This window comes from Pseudoalteromonas luteoviolacea (assembly GCF_018100925.1).
Taxonomy (GTDB): domain Bacteria; phylum Pseudomonadota; class Gammaproteobacteria; order Enterobacterales; family Alteromonadaceae; genus Pseudoalteromonas; species Pseudoalteromonas obscura.
In genome coordinates this window covers 318952-338707 of record NZ_JAGJEH010000001.1, presented here as the reverse complement: position 1 = coordinate 338707, position 19756 = coordinate 318952, and the positions used below count along the sequence as shown (strand labels likewise).

Genomic DNA, 19756 nt, shown 5'->3' with positions numbered 1-19756 from the left:
ACTGTTCTGTAATTGACTGTAATGTAAATAACCGCTTAATGGACAAAAAACACATATTTCGTCCATTTTTTTGTATTTAAATTCAATCCGTACTTTTCTCAACTGTTTTTCTTTTATGAACAATATTTATTTAAGCATAGCAATTATTATTGCAGCAATGAGCATCATTGCACTCGTAAGGACTAATCGACTCCATAAAAAGGATTTAAAAGTCTTAAATGAACTAAAAAAAGCAAAAGAAGCGCTAAGTAAGTCAGTGTTGTATCACGGCACTAGCGACATCCCTAATTATTTGTTTTTTATGCAGAAATTAATGAAAGTAGATAGAAAGTTTTCTAAGTTTCACGTCTCTTTAATTAAGCTAGGAAGAACACCCGTTTTTGATTCTATCGAAAACAATCAAGATACACTTACTCAACTGTTTAAAGAGGTAGGTAAGTCTTGCCAGCCATTTGCCTTAGCGCTGCACGATTCTGATTATATGGTCATGGCATTTGTTACCCATGATACAGAATCCAACCAAAAAGAAGCTGAAGCAAAACAAAAAGAAATCTTAGAAAAGCTGCCCAAACAAGTTTGGGTAAATAACACACAAGTTCCGATTGACTATGCAATTTCTTCTATGAGCTTGACGGGACAGTCTTCTCTGTATGGTATAGACAAAGTACAACGCAGACTGACATTTTCAATGAAATACGCACTGGAATCACCAACAGGTACGTTTTTTCACAATGAGAAAATATATCAAGCAGAGATGTATAGAAAACACGTGCTACTCAAGTTGATGAACAGCATCTCATTTAACCAAGATGATTTTTACCTTGTTTTTCAACCTATTTTCAAAACATCTAATATAGATAGACCTCGACGCTACGAGGCGCTTATTCGATGGCGTAATACCAAAAATCTGGGCCCGAAAGCCTTCATGCCGATGATAGAGGACAAACCTGAGCTACATAGTGAGCTAACAAAAATAGTCATCAACCAGATTTACTCTATGCTAAAAATAAAGCTTGAAGCCCGTGAAAGGCTAAAGCCTATCCATATGAACATTTCGGCGCAACTATTAGAGGATGAAAGCCTAATAAACTATCTCAAAAAGGTTATTCGAGATACGCCATCAATTGCTGCATTTATCACTTTTGAAATAGCTGAAGGTAACGATTTGAAGCTCAGTGATAATGCGATCAACACATTGAGGAAAATGTCTAATCTTGGTTTTAGTTTTGCGATAGATGATTTTGGTAAAGAAAACAGAAATAGTGACTTATTGAACAGTCGTTACTTCAATTCAGTTAAAGTTGATAAAACGTATATTGCGCATATCCAGGATAAAGAAGCACAAGCTCCAAGACTAGACGCCATTATAAAATCAGCACAAAACAGTAATAAAACGATTATTGTTGAAGGGGTTGAAAATAGATTTCAATACCAGTATATGACGCGCTTTCCAAATGTATACATTCAAGGATACTTTGCATCTGTACCGCTCACAATGAATGAATTCTTATCTCAAGAACAAGAAGAAGTAGCTTAGCTCAGTGCAATCACCTTTCGATTTGTCGGTTTCTTTTACGACCACTGAAACCGACAATCTTTGTTTCAAACCTTAAGCCAAAACAAACTTCCCTCTACTGAGCGCCAAGCTTTCGCCCCCCCTTTACCTAGGTATTCAGTCAACGCATCAGATATTTGGTTGGTTTCTCTTTGAGAATCGGCTTCAGTTAAGGTAATAAAGTCTGGAAACTTTTGTTTAATAGCACTTTTTAACTCTTGAGCTTTTTGACTATTACCGTTTTGGGCGTATTCACATAGTAATTGAGTTGCACAATCTGAAAGACTACAAGAGTTAAACTTATCAATAAGCTCACTCACACTCGACCATTTTTTTTGTTTAATATAGCAGTTATATAGCTGATATCGATTTTTATAATAGTCACTTGGGGCAAGCTCCAATAACTCTTCTAAAACACACTGGGCTATATCAATTTCATCTAAATTAAAATGGATCTGCGCTTTTCTCGTTTTCAATATAAAATAAGGCTGTGCTTCATGGAGGTTTTCAATCTCCTCCCTGAACTGCTCTATAAAGTTTACAGTGATAAGCTCTCGTTCAATAACGGTGATAAGTTCATCAATTAATCTAAGTGTGGCTTGACTATCTTTATTCAGAATATCATTTAGATGGCTTTCTATTTGGTCACGATTAAAACCCGGTAGCGAGCTAGTTTCTTCAGCTTCCTGAATACACTGCTCTGAAAACCGCATTTCATAAGCGGTTTCTTTTATACACAGTACCAAGTCATTATGAGCCAATAATGTTTGCTCACGAAAGTCGCAGTTTCTTCCGAAAGTGTTTTGTGCATTTAAATAACTCTTCATGCCACTCAACACTTGTCTTAACTTTTCAAGTTGACTACATTGAGCAGGGCTAAGGCTATTTTGCTCAATAAAAGATAAGGACAGTAGCATGCCCATACAATAGTTTGGCAATGGCATGTCGTTTCGAAGTGCCACTTGCAGGTCCAATTTCGACAATGAGCACTCAATGGGTAGTGTTAAATTACCTTCCATCACTCTATCCATATAGACATGATAAAAGTCCATTAACGATCTTAAATGCATTTCATCATCAGGAGTATCGTCACCAAACAGTTTAGGGATCCAGACACTTGGTAAAACTGTTTGTGGCGTTAATCCTAACCCAACTATGTACCCTTCTATAAAAAATGGGTCAGGCTGCTTTTCAGATAAAAAAGACAGCTCATCTTTAATTTTATTAATGCTTTGCAATCCTTCAAGCCATTTAACATTTATGTTTATATTAATATGATACATGACTGACAAAGTTATTTACACATAAAAATAACCTGCAGTTTCCATTTTAGCTAAATCACAAAATATAACCCCATAAAAAAGTGCAATAAAAATCAGAGAAAATGAGTCGTCTGTATTTAAATGTTAAAACTGCTTTCTCAACCTAGCGAGGCAGGATGTAACGATACAAGCACCTGTGAGCTACATCGAAGCACTTGTTTTTTCGATGATAACTGTCGAATATCTAGTGTTATTTAGTTTTAATTAAATTCTATTTTTATGTGCACACTAAGTATAAACGATGACAAAACCTAAAAATAACACTGATTTAGATTAAAATATATTTAAATTCCCCTTCACATCAATATTAACTTTTTCATTGACATTATCAAAATAAATCCCTCAGTTTATTCCCTCTGCAATTCAAACACTTTAAGCTCGCTAACCGCAGCCTGGTGACCACCAGATGCAGCTGCTTTCAACCACATTTGAACTTCAATTGTAAATTGATTGCGATTTTGCTTTTTGAGTAACATTGCCAACTTGTACATACCATCGGGGGCTTTTTCATCCGCAGCTAACTTCAGCCATTTAACGGCTTTGCGCATGGACTCTTCATTGGCATCATGGCTAGCGTAATAATCACCCAATAAGATATAGCTTTTAACAAATTGTTTCTCCGCCGCTCGCTGCAACCATTCAAGTCCGTCTTTTTCTTTGTTTTGAGACAAATTTAATGCACCTAAGTTATGCATCGCATCTGGCACCCCCAAATGTGCTGAGCGTTCAAAGTAGTCTTTTGCAAGCTCAGTATCTACAGCGACACGTAAACCATCGCGATAGATCACACCAAGTGAATTCAACGCAACACCATCGTTTTGTTGCGCCGCTTTCATAAAATAATATCTGGCTTTGTTTAAATCTATATCGACGTTAACACCATGATAGAAATGCTCTCCTACAAATGAAGCGACATTAAAGTTTTTGGCCTTCGCTAATTGAGAAATTGCTTCTACAGCATCGTCTTCACTTTTATCCACCCCTTTCCCAGCCCAATAAAACTCCGCAATTTTATTAAGCGCATCTACTTCCCCCAAGGTAACTGAGGTTCTGTACCAGTTGAAAGCAAGGGCCAGATCCTGAGATTTAATACCTCCACTTTCATATAAGCTAGCAAGTTTATATGCAGCAGCTGCATTGCCGGCCTGCGCTGCATTTTGCAGCATACCAAACGCCTCTAGTTGTGATTTACCCTCTATCTGTTTGTTCAAAATCAACTCGGCCTGTTTTACAACACATAAACTACAATCTTGTCCCCGACTATCTTCAAGTAACTGGTACGCTGATTTAATATCACCGGTTTGCTCAACAACACAACGACTATGCCTTACGGCCGCCCGTTTGGCGCCTAACTCATATGCTTTTTTGAATAGGGCACATGCCTTTAACTGAAAATCACGCGAGCCATAGTCTAAATAAATATCGCCGAGATTGATTAGAGCAGCGGTATTATGGAGTTCAGCAGCTTCTTGATATAACGCTACCGCCTTAGTTCTATCCTTTTTAACAACCACGCCATTTAAGTAAAAAGTTGCGAGGTAATTCTTTCCTAGTGCTGAACCTAATTCAGCTGCTTTTTGATAAAAAGAGGCCGCGGTATCTAAGTTTTGCTCGACTAAATCACCTTGTTCGTACAAAAAGCCTAAATTTGCAAACGCATTTACTGCGCCTAGTTCTGCTGCTTTTAAATAAAAAGCTTGTGCCTTTTCAAAGCTTCTAAATAAACCAAATTCACCAAATTGATAAATGTGACCAAGCATTTCATTCGCAAAAGCGACATCGCGATTAGCAAATGCTTTTAATAACCCTACAATGGGTATATCTTGCTCTTTGTTAGCACGCAAACCTTTCACTAAGCTTTTCAGACAAGCTTCCTGTCCAAGTTTGGCGCCTTCATGGAAGTATGACCTTGCCAGTGTCCAACTATCTTTTAAAGCAACCTCTGCGGCTTGACAAAATGCCGGCGCATATCCTGCCCTAGCTGAGACTAGGTAATACTCCAGTGCTAACTCATCATTTTGTTCTTTACCATCAGCATAATAGTACGCATTGGCTAAGTTAAAAGCGGAAAATCGATTACCTAAATCGGCAGCCTGCTCAAACAGAGATAGTGCCTTTTCTCGGTTCTTTTCTACTCCACTCCCTAAGCTGTATAAAGTACCCAAATTGTGCATTGACTGGGCATCTTGCCTATCTACGCCTTTTTGATACCAATAGACCGCTTTATCATAATCCTGCTCTACGCCTTTGCCCAACTCATATAAACTGCCTAAATTACCAAAACTCAGTCTACTACCTAGTTCAACAGCTTGCTCAAAGTAGCTTTTTGCACGACTATAGTCGATATCTACACCGTCGCCATTGTTGTACATCATGCCTAAATTATTAAGTGCATCTCGCGACCCGTTTTTTGCCGCAACTTGATACCATCGCAATGCTTGCTGTGTATTGGGTTTGCTTCTGTGATAAAGGTATCCAAGTTCAAATGCACACTCTTTGTAACCTCTCACATAACTCACTTGAAAATAGTCTGCGGCTTTCTCTAAATCTTTTAGTTTCTTTGACTCTCGGTAAACAATACCCAAGCCACATAACGCTTTAACATCGCCATGATATGCTGCGTTAGCGAACAGCTGCTGTGCTGTTTCATAGCCTTTTTCTTCTCGCCAATGCCTTATAAATATGTACCCCAATTCTGTAGCAGCTGAATAGTCTCCCAATTCAATGGCACGAGCATATAAGTTCATTGCTTCCTTAAGGTCTACATCGACGCCATCCCCACCATAGCGATACCATTGCGCCAGAAACAATATTGCGGGCGTATAATCTCGCTCAGCAGCCTTCGTTGCCCATTCAAGAGGGGTTCCGTGTACATATTCTTTACCGTGCCCTTTTAACAGCTTTTTGGCGATTTCTAGTTGAGCAGGCCCGTATTCGTAGTCAGCTAATTCATTCAGTAATTCAAACTCATAGTCATAATCTTTTAGTCGGTAGGCCTCTTGAGATAGTAATAGGTAACTTTGAGCCACCAGAGCATCGGTTGATACATCATTTGGCTGGTGAAATAGCAGATGAGGAGCAACAGGTTTTGGGATCGAGTTACAACCAGACAAAAAGGTAAATAAAACAACAAATACAATGAGTTTCATACAAAAATCTAATCAAGAGACGTCAAATCCAAGACTGCCAGCAAAGAGCTGCGCTTGCAAGCCACTGCTTGTAATTTTAGCCAAGGTTCAAATATTTGGCAGTTATTTGTGCTTCATCTTCCACACCTATATGTCCACAGGGTTATAAGTGCAAAAACATGAATTGCGGGGCAAGCCCACAATGACGATGGAGATAAAGGCTGAACTCTGCGCCACCTGCTTTGCCCGCTAAATATTGATTCATCTACCAAAGAAACTTCCAATAAAGTGAGATTTTTATCCTTAAAACGATTTAGATTAACGCTTTTCATGGAGCGAAATATGCAGTCAAGTGTATACATTCTTGCGTCAAAGCCGCGTGGAACTCTTTATATTGGAGTGACGAAAAACTTAAAAACTAGAATTTATCAGCACAAAAACAATTTAGTGAAAGGATTTACAAGCTCTTACAGCGTGCATACTTTAGTCTATTTCGAATGTTGTGATTCAATAATTTCGGCGATCAATCGAGAAAAGCAGCTAAAAAACTGGAAAAGGGCATGGAAGATCGAATTAATTGAACAGAGTAATCCTCACTGGCATGATCTTTACAATCATATTTAGTGTTTAGATCCAACCTCATCCCCCGCCCAGGCCCGTCACCCTGAGCTTGACTCAGGGTCCATCTCAAACGGCGCTCTGCACTAAAACATGGATTGCGGGGCTAGCCCACAATGAAGATGGAGATAAAGGCTGAGCCCTACGCCACCTTCCATAACTCTATATCAGTCCTTTAAACCAGCTCCAACCTCGTCACTACCCCGATCTCATCACCCGCCTCAGGCCCGTCACCCTGAGCTTGACTCTGGGTCCATCTCAAACGGCGCTCTGCACTAAAACATGGATTGCGGGGCAAGCCCACAATGACGATGGAGATAAAGGCAGAGCCCTACGCTACCTTCCATAACTCTATATCAGTCCTTTAACCCAGCTCCAACCTCACAACCGCCCAACCCCTTCACCCTGAGCTTGACTCAGGGTCCATCTCAAACGGCACTCTGCACTAAAACATGGATTGCGGGGCAAGCCCACAATGACGATGGAGATAAAGGCTGAGCCCTACGTTACCTTCCATAACCCTATATCAGTCCTTTAACCCAGCTCCAACCTCGCAACCACCCCGATCTCATCACCCATCCAACCCCGTCACCCCGAGCTTGACTCAGGGTCCATCTCAAACGGCACTCTGCACTAAAACATGGATTGCGGGGCAAGCCCACAATGACGATGGAGATAAAGGCTGAGCCCTATGCTACCTTCCATAACCTTATATCAGTCCTTTAACCCAGCTCCAACCTCGCAACCACCCCGATCTCATCATCCGCCCAAACCCGTCACCTGAGCTTGTCTCAGGGTCCATCTCAAACGGCGCTCTACACTAAAACATGGATTGCGGGGCAAGCTCATAATGACGCTAGGGCAAATATACAACAACAGTGACGTTATATTTTTGATAGCAAAACCAAGTCAATAAACTCAGTCGCATCTAAGTCTCGGACATCTTTTCAAACAGCAATGTCTTAACCTTAAAAATCCTCGGTTAACAGGCCTCTATCCCGTTTAACTCAGCAACAATCCAATCACGAAACGCTTTGAATTTAGCCCATTCAAAATGGTTTTCTGGCGCAACCAAATGGTAACCGTACTCGCATAACCAAGCGAAGTCAGGATAGATCTCTAACTGCCCCATTTCTAGGGATTGCTCCACCATGCGTTTACGCAGTAAAGAGAACCCTTGCCCGGCAACCGTCGCTTGTTGTACAAGCGCTGCATTGTCAATTTTCAAATTGCTCAATGTATGACCTTCTAAGTCAAGTTGCGAGCTCAATGCTTGCCAAGCCAATTCATTGTCACGCCCTTCATCGTAAATGAAGTTGAGCTTAGACAGCTGTGCGCGCAAAGGTTTGCGCGGATCTATAAGGCCGGGGCGGTATGCAATAACTAATTCGTCTTTTGCAATTAACTCACTTTTTAATCCTTGATAGTCGCCCAAGCCAAAACGGATCCCAATATCGATATCTTCATGATTAAAGTCAGCCAGCTGCTCGGTAGGATCTATCCGAAGCTGGTAACTTGGCAAAGCTTTGTTAAAGCTCGTCAGCCTTGGTAGCAGCCAACACGTAGCAAATGAGGGTAAAACAGACAAACTGATGGTATTTGGATTGGGGTCTGATTTTAACATCGATAGACCCATTTCAACTTGCCCAAATGCCTTGTGCAAATATGGCAATAAATCTTGCCCTTGTTGAGTTAGATTTACCTTTCTAGTCTGTCTTTCAAACAAAGTACATCCTAGCTGTTGTTCTAAAATTCGGATCTGTTGACTTACAGCTGCTTGTGTCACAAATAGCGCTTCTGCGGCTTGTTTAAAGCTGCCTAGCTCTGCTGCTGTTTTAAAGTACCAAAGACCTTTAAATGGTGGTGCTTTCATAACTTTTTCACTTAATTAAAACTTAACTATGAAACAAAATTTCTCGTTTGTCAGTTTTTTCAATGCGCCTAATACTTAGCCATGAAACCAGAGATATAGGGACTTTTTATCATGAAATATGCAATTATACTCGCAATTCCGTTCGTCGCTTTTACATCAGTGGCTCAGCAGGTACAGGTTGAAAGAATTTTCACCAACGCAGGCTACCCCTACAAAAACTTAATTATGAAAGCAGAAAAAGTGGAACTTGTTTACACCGATAAACAAGACAAAACAACCTGTCGAGTAAAGGTCTACAAAGGCGATACTTTACATCAAGGTGAGCAAGTAGAAATTTCCTCAAAAGCGTTTTCGAATAACCCGGTAAAAAGTTGTTTAGCCCGTAAAAACGCTAAACAGATTTTAAGTTTACTTTAGTAAAGTGTTGTCACGCTTTTGCAGTTTCTTAGCTCAAGAATTTTTGATCTAAGAAACTGTTCACAGATAGGGAAATGGCTGACCACATCAAACAACCCGATATAGGCCCTCATGGCGCTTGGCCTAAAATGGCGCTTCATGCGTCGTTGCTCTTTGCTGTTAAACTACTGTTTTAAGTTCAGGTAGTATTCAAACTGCTGTTTTAAGCTTTAATGGTCAATGTGGCTTCGATATAAGACCTTCTTGGGTGTAAAGGTGTTACCGATAATAGTCGCGGCTTGACAACTCAGTGACATAGTAAACCCTGAGACCATTGAAGATAGTAGAGTAAAAAGTGCACCAGTATCCCCGGCCGGTAAATAGTGTTTAATATAGGTAAAGAGACTAAAAAGAGTGTCCACCAGCCGAACCCGGTGATTGTCGTCGACTAGTCATGTTTATGCATCCCTTATAGACCCTTATACACTCCTTTCGAGATGTTTTTGCCGCTATACGGCGCAGTTAATTTCCATTTTTAAAACAATTAACAACCACTAAAACAGATGGCAACCAACATTTTTCGCGACAACGCTGCACAATACAACCCCACCAGACAAGCTCATCACTTTCTATCCGATGGACTTCTCAACAAAGAGTTACAAACAGAAGTATCTACAAGGTAGCGATATGCAATTTCAACCTTATTGAATTCAGAGTGATTTGCATGTACCAAGCAGCGACCATCTTGCGATCTGGTTACCGTTGTACATTTAGTCCGAGAGACTGCATATAGCCCCAGATTAAAACTTACACTTTGCTTTTGAATCACGAACAGGAGTGAGCTGCACTCAATTCACCCACCGCCCTTTACCATATTCACTTAAAAATTTACCACTCCAATATATCAAGTAATAAAGAGTTACAACGCACTATTCACAAGCGCTGCGTTTTAATTGGAAGATTCAAATATGTTTGAAAAGCCGCTACCAACTTGGGCTGCTTACTTGCCAATATGCCCTTAAGCTGTTTCGCAGAGAGTGAGCTACACGGCTCTGATTGCTCTTGCAACAAAATATCTTTGAGTGTCTGACGCCCCGAGTTTGATGACATTAAAAAGTGAACAAATGCCCAACTGCTTTTGTAGAGAGATTCTGCTCGTTCAGTTTTCCAAAGGTGCTCAGCACTTACTAGATTCAAAGGGGTTACAATATTACCCCGAATGCGACCATGCTTATCAAGGAAGTATTGGGGTTTTATTTTAGCGTGCTGCATGTTTACCTGTATGGCTTCAAAGTACTCGGCCAGCCCTTCATTTAACCATCGTGGCGAGTAACCTATTACAGCTTGATTGATTGCATGCAATGCTTCATGGACAGCCGTTCGCATAGTTTCTTCATAGGACCTTTGCACTATCAATGCCTTGTTTTTATTGCCAAAATAAATCCCAGCTGTATTTGCGCCAACACCACCGTAAGATTTCACTACGCGCTCATACTCATGCCTGTTTGGCAGCACCTCTATGCTAAGTGTGACCTTTCGCATGGCTTTCAGCCCAATAACACGGGTATAGCTTCTGAATATTGCGTTTAGTCGCGCAATGAGCGCATTTTTAAAAGAATGAGTAACCGTTTTCCCTGTGATTGTTAGCTCAAAGTAATCCAAAACTCGATTACTTTTTGGTTGATACAAAGCTGCATGATGCTTAGGTTTTTGATCCGAATAATTGGTTATTCCCTTGCTATCAACCCAGGTGTAAATACCGTTTTCGACTCGGTACTTAATACTTTCTCCAAGTGTTGGTTCACACCGCCCAAAACGACGTAGGTTAGTTTGATGGTCTACAATTTCTCTCAGTTTAACTGTATTTTTTCCATTGAGTTCACTCTGAATGTCAACGTCAACCACTGAGAGTTCAGCTTCGGTATCCCTTGGTTTATTTGAATCATTTGCAAACTCTGAGCTCGCTTGAAAAAACCAAAACTGCCTGTCATCAAAAAATAGATAAAGCGATATCGACAAAACAATAATGCATATCTTGTTGATAGGATCCTTCCATGTGTACATTTTTTCCGTTCATCCTTACATTAGGTCATGTGGTGCATATCCATCAAGCACCAATATTCAATCGTACCTAACTACAATAGGTACAAATAGTTATCTCCACTTTCTTACCTGTAACACAGTGTAATACTTATATATTGGCGTTTAGTTGTATGCTTTTTTGCAATAGTTTTAAACACTCACAATCAAGCAAACAAAAGGAAGACGACTATGAGTCATCACGATTGCCACGAATGCGCCCAGTGCGCATGCCACAACCCTCTTTGGTCCTCGTTTGAAAATCAGCCAAGCTTAGACAAAATAAAAACCAGTATTAACCAAGCTTATGCCAATAAGCAAGAAACGGATCAAGAAGCTTTGAAAAAGTTGGTCATGTATTCCGGTGGAACAATTCGCCCAATGATAAATGGCTCAACAGAGCAAGTAGATGCCGTTGGCTTTGCCGGCGACACTGTAGTCGCTGTGGGTGACTTGGATTCAGTCAGCACAAAAATGCATGCGCTGGGTATGCTAGACAAAGATCACATTGAACTCGCTCCACAACAAACCCTTTTACCGGGATTGATTGAGCCACATGTGCATATTGTCCCAACAGCAATGACTATGAGCTGGGCACCGCTTGGACCTTATAATGATAAGCCATATGATAGCCAGCGTTTGAAAGAAGACTATAGCCCAGAAACAATTTTCGAGGCAGCCCTTGAAGCTGAAAAACACTTAAAAGAGGGCGAATGGCTGCTTGGAGTCGATGTTGATCCATCTCTGATGCCTTTTGTTGATAATCAACTACAAGTGATTGACATAAAATGGCTAGACCAAAAGTTTCCTGATCGCGCTGTATTTTGGCTAGCAGCATCATTACACACGGCTTACATCAACACAATTGCATTAAATGAGATCGTAAGTAAATTCCCCGAAAGTGAACGTGATGAGTTTACCAAATTGGTTCAGAAACAAGGTGCCTTACAAGAGCTGGATCAAATGGGCTACGGTTTTGACGCTATCCCACTGTCACAAAAAGCCCAAATTATTGAAGACTTGCCAAAGAATATCAGCAGTATATTTAAAACTGCCAATGAGCGTGGTGTCACCATGATGCTTGAAGCTGGTATGCAGCCCATTATGGAAGACGTGCTCATAGCTTATCAAGCTCTCACCCCACAACGTGCACGCGTCGGCTACGCAAAATTGTGCTCCAACGTGCAAAATACCGAAGACGATATCCATCCCTTTAAGCCACTTGAACGAGTCGACTTGAACCAACCATTTCAAGCAGCCGTTAAACTGGTGTCAGATGGCTCCAATCAGGGACTTACTGGGTATCAAGTTGATCAATATAGCTGTAACCCAGAGGGTAACTACGGTATTTTTAATTTTAGTGTATCGCCTACAACCGAAGGGGTTGCAGATCCACATACTGAAGTGATTGCCACTGTGACAGAGCGACAAACCAAGAAGGTTTCCGCTGTTATAGATCCACATGCCAAGGTGACAGCCACTGTGACAGATCAGCAAACCGAGGAGGTTGCCATTGTGACCACACCACCAGCTGATCAAGAGCCGCAAAAGCCAAACTTCCAAACAATGGTTGATAATATTATCGCGAAGGGTTGGCCAATGCTTATCCACGCCAATGGTGACCACGCCATAGAAATAACCTTAGACGTTTATGAAAATGCGCTCAATGGACAATCGGGACTGGAGAGTCGCCACCGTATTGAACACTGTTCACTGTTAAGTGATAAGAACGCTAAACGAATGCAACAATTGGGGATTTCCCCGAGCTTTTTAATCGGTCATGTAGGCTATTGGGGATATGCTTTTGAGCAAGTGATCTTTAAGAAAAAAGCGCAACTGTTAGATCGCTGTCAGACCATGCTAGACCTTGACGCACGGATCACATTACACAGTGACTTGTCAGTAAGTCCACTGGGGCCGCTGCGCATGATGGAACAAGCGGTAACCCGAATTATGGAAAGATCTCCTGAGGGCGCTGTTCTCAATAAAGCCGAATGCATTACTCGTGACCAAGCATTGCGCGCCATCACCTATGATGCCGCATGGCAATGCCATACCGACCAATGGCTTGGTAGCCTTGAAGAAGGCAAACTGGCGGACTATGTGATTTTAGAGCAAGATCCATTAAGCATTAAAGATCCAAAAGAAATTCGCGATATACCAGTGCTGCAAACCTGGGTTGGTGGCAAGTTACGATATCAAAACAAAAATGAGTTATAAAAAGGTCTGTTTTACTTTTTAATCTCGATTAACGATGCGTTTCGGCTTTGTCGGAACTCATCGTTAACGCCCTTTTATGCCAAAGCCAACATAACATCAAACTCAATGCACCACTAGCATACGTGATCAATAAAGGTAATTGCGTAGCTGCATCCTCAGCGTACATAAATACACTAGATAAAATCCACGCTGCAACCGCCCCAACTATAAGCCAAACAGATGCTGATATTAGCTTATGTTTTGGCGCAGAGGCATACCCAGAAAACACCACACATGCAGCCGCCACACCGCCAATCATCGGCTTTTTCCAAACCCCTGCGATATCGGCGAGTACCCCAGCAAGAGTTGCAGAGACAACAAACACGACAATGACAATGGTTATGGAAAATAAAAAACGTACCAATAGATTCATCCTCTCTCCTTCAACGAAGTGGTCGAAACGAAGTGGTCGCAACGACATTGTGACAGCCACACTGCCAAATGTATCAATCAGGTGGTGATCTCAAGTGGCGAGCGTAATTCAAAATACGCGCCCATTGGTTTTGCTCAATGCCCGGGCCATCATCCTCAACGATTAATAAACATGAATTTTCAACGAGTAGCAAACACACGTTTATCTTGTTATTGGCAAAATGCGAGGCATTTGACGTTAAGTTGTTCAATGCTCGCAGTAATGCTCGAAGGTCCAAAAACAGCTGACTTTTTGCCAATACCTTGTCTACAGTATAGTCAATTTCTAGATTGCTAAGCTGCTGGCGGAGCTGTTCTAATTCGCGTTCAATTTGCCCGCAAGGTGGCACTTCGCAAAGTGGGTGATGTCCATTGCCCGGTTATATCGAGATAACGCCAATGTTTGGCTAATTAAATTGTCCAGATCGTCAAAGCCCGTTAACCAACACCCCGAATGCAGGAGGTAGTGAAGGCGTTGGCTATTTTTGGTTTCTTGAACATGAACATATCCACCTTAATGGCGGAGATCCCGGCGTGTTTAGCTATTTTGCCATAAATAAAACTAATAAGTCGGCAGTTATATTGGCCTCGAATGGTGATGAAACCCATCCAGAATTTGAATCTCAAATACAGATACTTGGCAATGCCGCTTTGGGGCTATATTTATACTCAGGAGTAAAATTGCTTCAATCGAGGAGCCTGCACCGAGCACATGCCTGCAAGACTCCTCATCCCTGTCACCTTGAGATTGTTTCAGGGCCTATTTATACAGACTATACTATATGCGCTTAAGCAGCTTAGAGACAAACCTTGTCCAACGACTTCCACACACAGCGCGAGCACGGCATTGACCTTTTAAGCTCGTTGTTAATTCAACTTATTGACCTCTTAACTTACACTTGTTAGTTTAAGTACCGATAATAAAAAAATAAAGGAATTGAAAATGAAAGTTAAGTTAAATAAAAAGCCACTAAAAAAACTATCAAAAAATAAAACAGCATTACCGGTTGAGGCTACACCTCAAATAGCCGGTGGTAGCACTACTTACCAACCGACTGACCCATTTTATCAGACTGTGCAATAATACGCTTAAGCAGTATAGAGAGAATACTTGTTCTATCATAATATAGTTATAAGTATTGGATTGAGGCCAAGAGATGCATACTTGGCCTTTTTCGATAGTATTAAACCATTTAAACCGACCTCTACCGCTTGTACTTCATCATACTAAACAAACCTATTATATAGGCTATCAGCAACAGGATTTAAGTCGCAACACCTTCAGCATACAGAAGTACACTTGATAAAAACACGCCAATCCTCCTCCGTCACCCAGAACTTGTTTCAGGGTCATTAACCAACGAAATAGATTGCGGGGCAAGCCAGCAATGACGAGGGAGACAAAATCGCTTACTTTTAAACTTTGCAAATACTGACTGTTTAAGCTCTATAATTAAGAACAAAGACTACTTCTTTTTATTCCGTAACCAAAATAAACTCCCCTCAACGCTTAGCCATGCTTTTTTACCGCCCATTTCAATATAGGTGATAACTTCTTCTTTAGAACCAAGTGTGTAACCTAACACATCGTGAAGTCTAACTTTTTCTTGTCCTGTTAAAATTTTTACAAAGTGTTTGTTTGCTTTAATCAAGCTTTGTTTGATTGCATTTAGCTCAGCAGACTCTCCATCTAAAGCAAATCGCATCAAAACATCGGCAGCGCGCATAAAAACCCCGCCTTCTTCATATTCGCTCAACAACACCTTTAACTTATCCCATTGTTTTAGCAAGACTAAACAGTTTGCGTACAAATAGCGGCAAGCTTGATTATCATTCGGGTTAAGTTTTAACAATGCCTCTAACTCAGTGCATGCTTTCTGGAACTGATTACTTTCAAACAGTAACCTAGCTTTGTGAAAACGCACAGCCATATAAGGCCGAGTCTCATGAATAAGCCAGAAATGCCCTTCGTTTTGTTGTTTGAACGCAGGAGTTATAAAAACTTGCTCTTCTACATTAAGAAATTCATCAAGTAAGTGCAGAGAGTCAACATCATCTAGTTGAAGCAAGAAACTGACGGTATCATCTTTGGCTTCTAGCTCTTCATCACTAAACTCATTGTAATCAACTCCCTTAAATTCTGAATCTGCAAAGTCATCAAGATCAAACGGCAGCATACTTAACGTATCGGAAAGAGCATGTATTGTTGAAGCCAACCTTCTTGTTGCCAATAAAGCTTCTTGCTCAAAAGTTCGAGTCGGCTCAGAGTAAGAAAACGTCAGCTTTGCCCTCTCAAGGCTAGTAAACCCAGCAAACAAAGCTTGTGTTTCGACAATCGCCTCTTTGTGCTCGGCAGACAGTTTTAAATCATTTAATACAGTACTCAGGCCTGCTATAAAGCCAGTGCAAAACTTAGGTAAAGGCGCCTCTTCATCTAAAGACGTTGCAATATCTTTTTTCGATAGCGTGCACTGTTCTGGCAACTTATAAGTTGCTTTAGCCACAGTCACCTTACACAGCTCACAGAGCTCCATTAAAGCTTCCAGTTGGTACCTATTAATTGATTGGTAGTCACCAAATATGTTAACTAACCATTCATCAACCCGAACCTCGATGCCTAGGGTTGCAAGTCCAACCAAAAACCCTTCAATGTAATTATAATCAGGCTGGTGCTGTGTATTTTGTGAAAAAGCGAAGATAGTTTTACGGGCCATTGAGTGTATCAAAAGAAGTCCCTTTTATATTGGATAATGATAGCTACTAAACGTTACTCTTTTACCCATTGATACGCAATGCCGAACTCAGGAGGCGCATACAATCGTTATCATTCTTTTTGCACAGAAAGGATTAGCACTTATTTGTGTACTTCCTGGCCCACTCATTAAAAAAACGATAAGATAATCGCGCTATCAACTAGTTAGAATAAAAACAACAGGATTTGGCCGTGCAGCAAATTGGCATTTATGAGCAGCTTATTACCCAAGTGGTCGAGCAAAACTTAAACCGCGAACAGTTTTATATTGGTGAACGTCAGCTTGAATCAAGCGAAGCCTCTGTGTGGCTATCACGCTTTCTCTCAAAACTAGTCGCCCATGCCATTGATGCCATCCCAAATAGTGATGACAACCGTATCACCAAGCAAATTGAGCTGGCCAACAAGCTGGTATTTTGGTTAAAAGATCACATCAGAGACGATCAATTAATCAGTGAAAACCTTATTGATTCGCAAGGTCGTATCCTCACCGCCCTGTTTGATAAGCAAAACCCAATTTCGAGTGACCTACCTAGTTATAGCAAAGACATATTTCCACAAACGGGACTGAGCCAAAGCGAGCTATTTTCAGGAGCAAATGCAGGTATTTCTCTTGAGAGCGAAATCAAAAGAGAAATCTTATCCAGCGACACCATTTACTGGTTGGTGTCATTTATACGCTGGACAGGCCTACGTATCTTTAAAGAAGAACTAAAACGCTATGTTGAAAGTGGTAAACAGTTAAAAGTAATCACCACTTCATACATGGGCGCTACTGAGCAACGAGCCATCGACTTTTTAGCCAGCTTGCCAAACACCCAAGTAAAAATCAGCTACAACAATGATAGCCAACGCCTTCATGCCAAATCCTATCTGTTTTTGCGAGATAACGGTTTTCACACCGGCTATATTGGCTCGTCCAACTTATCAAAAGCCGCATTGTCTAACGGCTTAGAGTGGAACTTAAAAGTCACCAATCAAGAGATCCCGCATATTATTCAAAAAGCATTGAGCACCTTTGAAACCTATTGGGAATCTGATGAATTTGAGCACTACACAGGTAAAGCACCTTGCCAAAACAAATTAACGCAAGCGCTGAATGTCGCAAAGAGTCAACAAGCGGATACCTCACACTTTTATTTAGATATTCAACCAAAATCGCATCAAAAAGCCATGCTTGAAAAGCTCAGTGCTGAACGAAGCGTACACGGTCGATATAAAAACCTAGTCGTTGCAGCCACAGGCACTGGTAAAACCTTGATCTCCGCGTTCGACTTTGCGCGATTTTTAAAGCAAAACCCACAAGCAAAATTACTTTTTGTGGCCCATCGAGAAGAGATACTAAAACAAGCGCGTTCAGCATATCGTGCTGTGCTCAAAAACAACCAATTTGGTGAGCTTTGGGTAGGTCAACATAAGCCAAGCAGCTTTAACCACCTGTTTGCGTCAATCCAAACGCTCAATAATCAATTAGAGTCGCTTAACCTCACCGCCGACTTTTATGATTACATTGTCATTGATGAAGTACATCATCTCGCAGCAAACAGCTATCGAGGTGTGATCAATTATTTTGCACCCAGCATCTTACTCGGTTTAACTGCAACGCCCGAAAGGCAAGACGGCGGCAACATTCTAAGTGATTTTGATGATGTCATTGCCGCAGAGCTACGATTACCTGAAGCCATAAACAATCGCTATTTGATCCCATTTCAATACTTTGCCATTGATGATGACACCGACCTCAGCCGTGTTTCTTGGCAACGTGGCCGCTACGATATTGGTGCGCTTACGCACGTATTTACGCAAAACGACCATCGCGCCTTAAAAATCATGCAAAGCCTAGCGGATATCGTCGCGAATGTGCACGCTATCAAGGCATTGGCATTTTGTGTTAGTAAGCAGCATGCCATATTTATGGCCGAGCAATTTAACTTAAAAGGCATTAGCAGTGATGTACTAACCAGTGACAATGCCAATGAAAGACACAATAAGCAGCAAGCCCTAAGGCAAGGCGATATTCAAATATTGTGTGTGGTGGATATTTTTAATGAAGGTGTGGATATTCCAGAGGTCGACACCCTACTATTTTTACGTCCAACAGAAAGCTTAACTTTATTTTTGCAACAGCTAGGTCGTGGCCTGCGCCTAACCCAAGACAAAGAATGCTGCACCGTTTTAGATTTTGTGGGCAATGCGCGGCCTGAATATGACTTTGCCAGCAAGTTTAGAGCACTGATCGGTAAAACCAATACGTCAATCAGCCAAGAGATTGAAAGCGGGTTTGCACATCTGCCTTTAGGTTGTCGCATTGAGTTACAAAAACAAAGTAAAGACATCATTCTTAAAAATATTAAAGGTGCCATAAACAACAAGCGTCGACTGCAAGCACTGCTCAACCGATACCATCAAGACACCAACTTACCGCTCACACTCGCTAACTTCTTACAAGTTAACCCAAGTGTGACTTTAGAAGATGTATATAAGCTCTCTCAAGGTAAATCAGGTGGATGGCATTGGCTAATCAGTCAAAGTGACTCAATGACGGAGCTTGAGCAAGCTCAAATACAAGCCTATTACCGCGCTATCAATACCCAGTTAATTACATGCAACTCACTAAGCTATTTGCAGTTTTTACAGTCTTTGTGTAAACACAATTTTGATTTGGCTCAGCTTAAGAGCACGCCAAACAGCGCTGCTTTTGCTTTAATGACGCACTACAACTTTTGGGAAAAATCCGGTAAGCAAACAGGGCATAGAGACATTACCACCAGCTTAAAAGCGCTTGCCAATAAGCAACTACAAGCTGAGTTCAGCGACGTGCTCAACATTTTAATAAACCGTATTCATCATCAAGAGCAATCACTATTGGGCTTACCAAATACAGCCTTACAGTTACATAGCAGATATTCCCGTGAGCAAATACTCGCGGCGATTGGCGCAAGCACCTTTGAGCAAAAATCACCAGCACGTGAAGGCGTTTTAGAGCTCAAAAGCCACAATATCGAGCTGTTATTTGTTACCCTCACTAAATGCGAGAAAACCTATTCTCCAACCACGCTATACAAAGACTTTGCCATCAGCCCCACTCGCTTTCATTGGCAATCACAAAACAGCGCAAGGCCTGAGCGAGGTAAAGGCTTGAGCTATATAACCCACCAAAAAACTGGCAAGCGCATCTACTTATTTGTACGAGAGCAAAACAAAGACGAGAACGGCCGCACCATGGGCTTTGTGAATTTCGGTGAGGTGCAATATGTGACGCATACAGGCAGTCAGCCAATGGATATTACGTGGGACTTACTTCACCCCATACCAAGTGAGTTATGGCATGGGGCTGGGAAGTTAGCGGTTGGATAGCACGGC

The 19756-nt window shown here is 41.3% G+C and carries 12 protein-coding genes; 6 read left to right on the top strand and 6 right to left on the bottom strand.

The annotated features are described in order from the left end of the window. The first annotated feature begins 313 nt into the window (after positions 1 to 313). Entirely contained in the window at positions 314 to 1537 is a 1224-nt protein-coding gene (locus J8M00_RS01260) for an EAL domain-containing protein (RefSeq protein WP_211008566.1), read from the top strand. 65 nt (positions 1538 to 1602) lie between these two features. Here J8M00_RS01260 and J8M00_RS01255 read toward each other — a convergent pair whose 3' ends face one another. Further along, a complete protein-coding gene (locus J8M00_RS01255) occupies positions 1603 to 2793 on the bottom strand; it encodes a hypothetical protein (RefSeq protein WP_211008565.1) in 1191 nt (396 codons plus the stop codon). A 431-nt stretch (positions 2794 to 3224) separates the two neighbouring features. Then, on the bottom strand, positions 3225 to 6026 hold the full coding sequence (locus J8M00_RS01250; protein ID WP_211008564.1) for a tetratricopeptide repeat protein: 2802 nt from the start codon (positions 6024 to 6026) through the stop codon (positions 3225 to 3227). Positions 6027 to 6335: 309 nt separating this feature from the next. On the opposite strand from J8M00_RS01250, the gene J8M00_RS01245 reads away from it, so the two are divergent. Then, positions 6336 to 6629: a GIY-YIG nuclease family protein gene (locus tag J8M00_RS01245; RefSeq protein WP_348772537.1), complete on the top strand. Its 294-nt coding sequence runs from the start codon at positions 6336 to 6338 to the stop codon at positions 6627 to 6629. 976 nt (positions 6630 to 7605) lie between these two features. On the opposite strand, the gene J8M00_RS01240 is transcribed toward J8M00_RS01245, so the two are convergent. Then, positions 7606 to 8496 (bottom strand): LysR substrate-binding domain-containing protein, encoded by an 891-nt coding sequence (locus tag J8M00_RS01240; protein ID WP_211008562.1) that lies wholly within the window; start codon positions 8494 to 8496, stop codon positions 7606 to 7608. A 111-nt stretch (positions 8497 to 8607) separates the two neighbouring features. On the opposite strand from J8M00_RS01240, the gene J8M00_RS01235 reads away from it, so the two are divergent. Continuing rightward, positions 8608 to 8913, top strand: coding sequence for a hypothetical protein (locus J8M00_RS01235; protein ID WP_211008561.1), 306 nt, complete (start codon positions 8608 to 8610; stop codon positions 8911 to 8913). Positions 8914 to 9825: 912 nt separating this feature from the next. On the opposite strand, the gene J8M00_RS01230 is transcribed toward J8M00_RS01235, so the two are convergent. Then, positions 9826 to 10956, bottom strand: a complete 1131-nt coding sequence (locus tag J8M00_RS01230) for a DUF1570 domain-containing protein (RefSeq protein ID WP_211008560.1) — start codon at positions 10954 to 10956, stop codon at positions 9826 to 9828. A gap of 207 nt (positions 10957 to 11163) precedes the next feature. Between J8M00_RS01230 and J8M00_RS01225 the strand changes: the two genes are divergently transcribed. Further along, entirely contained in the window at positions 11164 to 13191 is a 2028-nt protein-coding gene (locus J8M00_RS01225) for an amidohydrolase (RefSeq protein ID WP_211008559.1), read from the top strand. A gap of 28 nt (positions 13192 to 13219) precedes the next feature. On the opposite strand, the gene J8M00_RS01220 is transcribed toward J8M00_RS01225, so the two are convergent. Beyond that, entirely contained in the window at positions 13220 to 13603 is a 384-nt protein-coding gene (locus J8M00_RS01220; protein ID WP_211008558.1) for a hypothetical protein, read from the bottom strand. A gap of 981 nt (positions 13604 to 14584) precedes the next feature. Between J8M00_RS01220 and J8M00_RS01215 the strand changes: the two genes are divergently transcribed. Continuing rightward, on the top strand, positions 14585 to 14725 hold the full coding sequence (locus J8M00_RS01215) for a hypothetical protein (RefSeq protein ID WP_023397949.1): 141 nt from the start codon (positions 14585 to 14587) through the stop codon (positions 14723 to 14725). 382 nt (positions 14726 to 15107) lie between these two features. Here J8M00_RS01215 and J8M00_RS01210 read toward each other — a convergent pair whose 3' ends face one another. Then, entirely contained in the window at positions 15108 to 16355 is a 1248-nt protein-coding gene (locus J8M00_RS01210) for a UPF0149 family protein (protein WP_211008557.1), read from the bottom strand. Between the two features lie 230 nt (positions 16356 to 16585). On the opposite strand from J8M00_RS01210, the gene J8M00_RS01205 reads away from it, so the two are divergent. Beyond that, positions 16586 to 19750, top strand: a complete 3165-nt coding sequence (locus J8M00_RS01205) for a DUF3427 domain-containing protein (RefSeq protein WP_211008556.1) — start codon at positions 16586 to 16588, stop codon at positions 19748 to 19750. Positions 19751 to 19756: the final 6 nt, after the last annotated feature.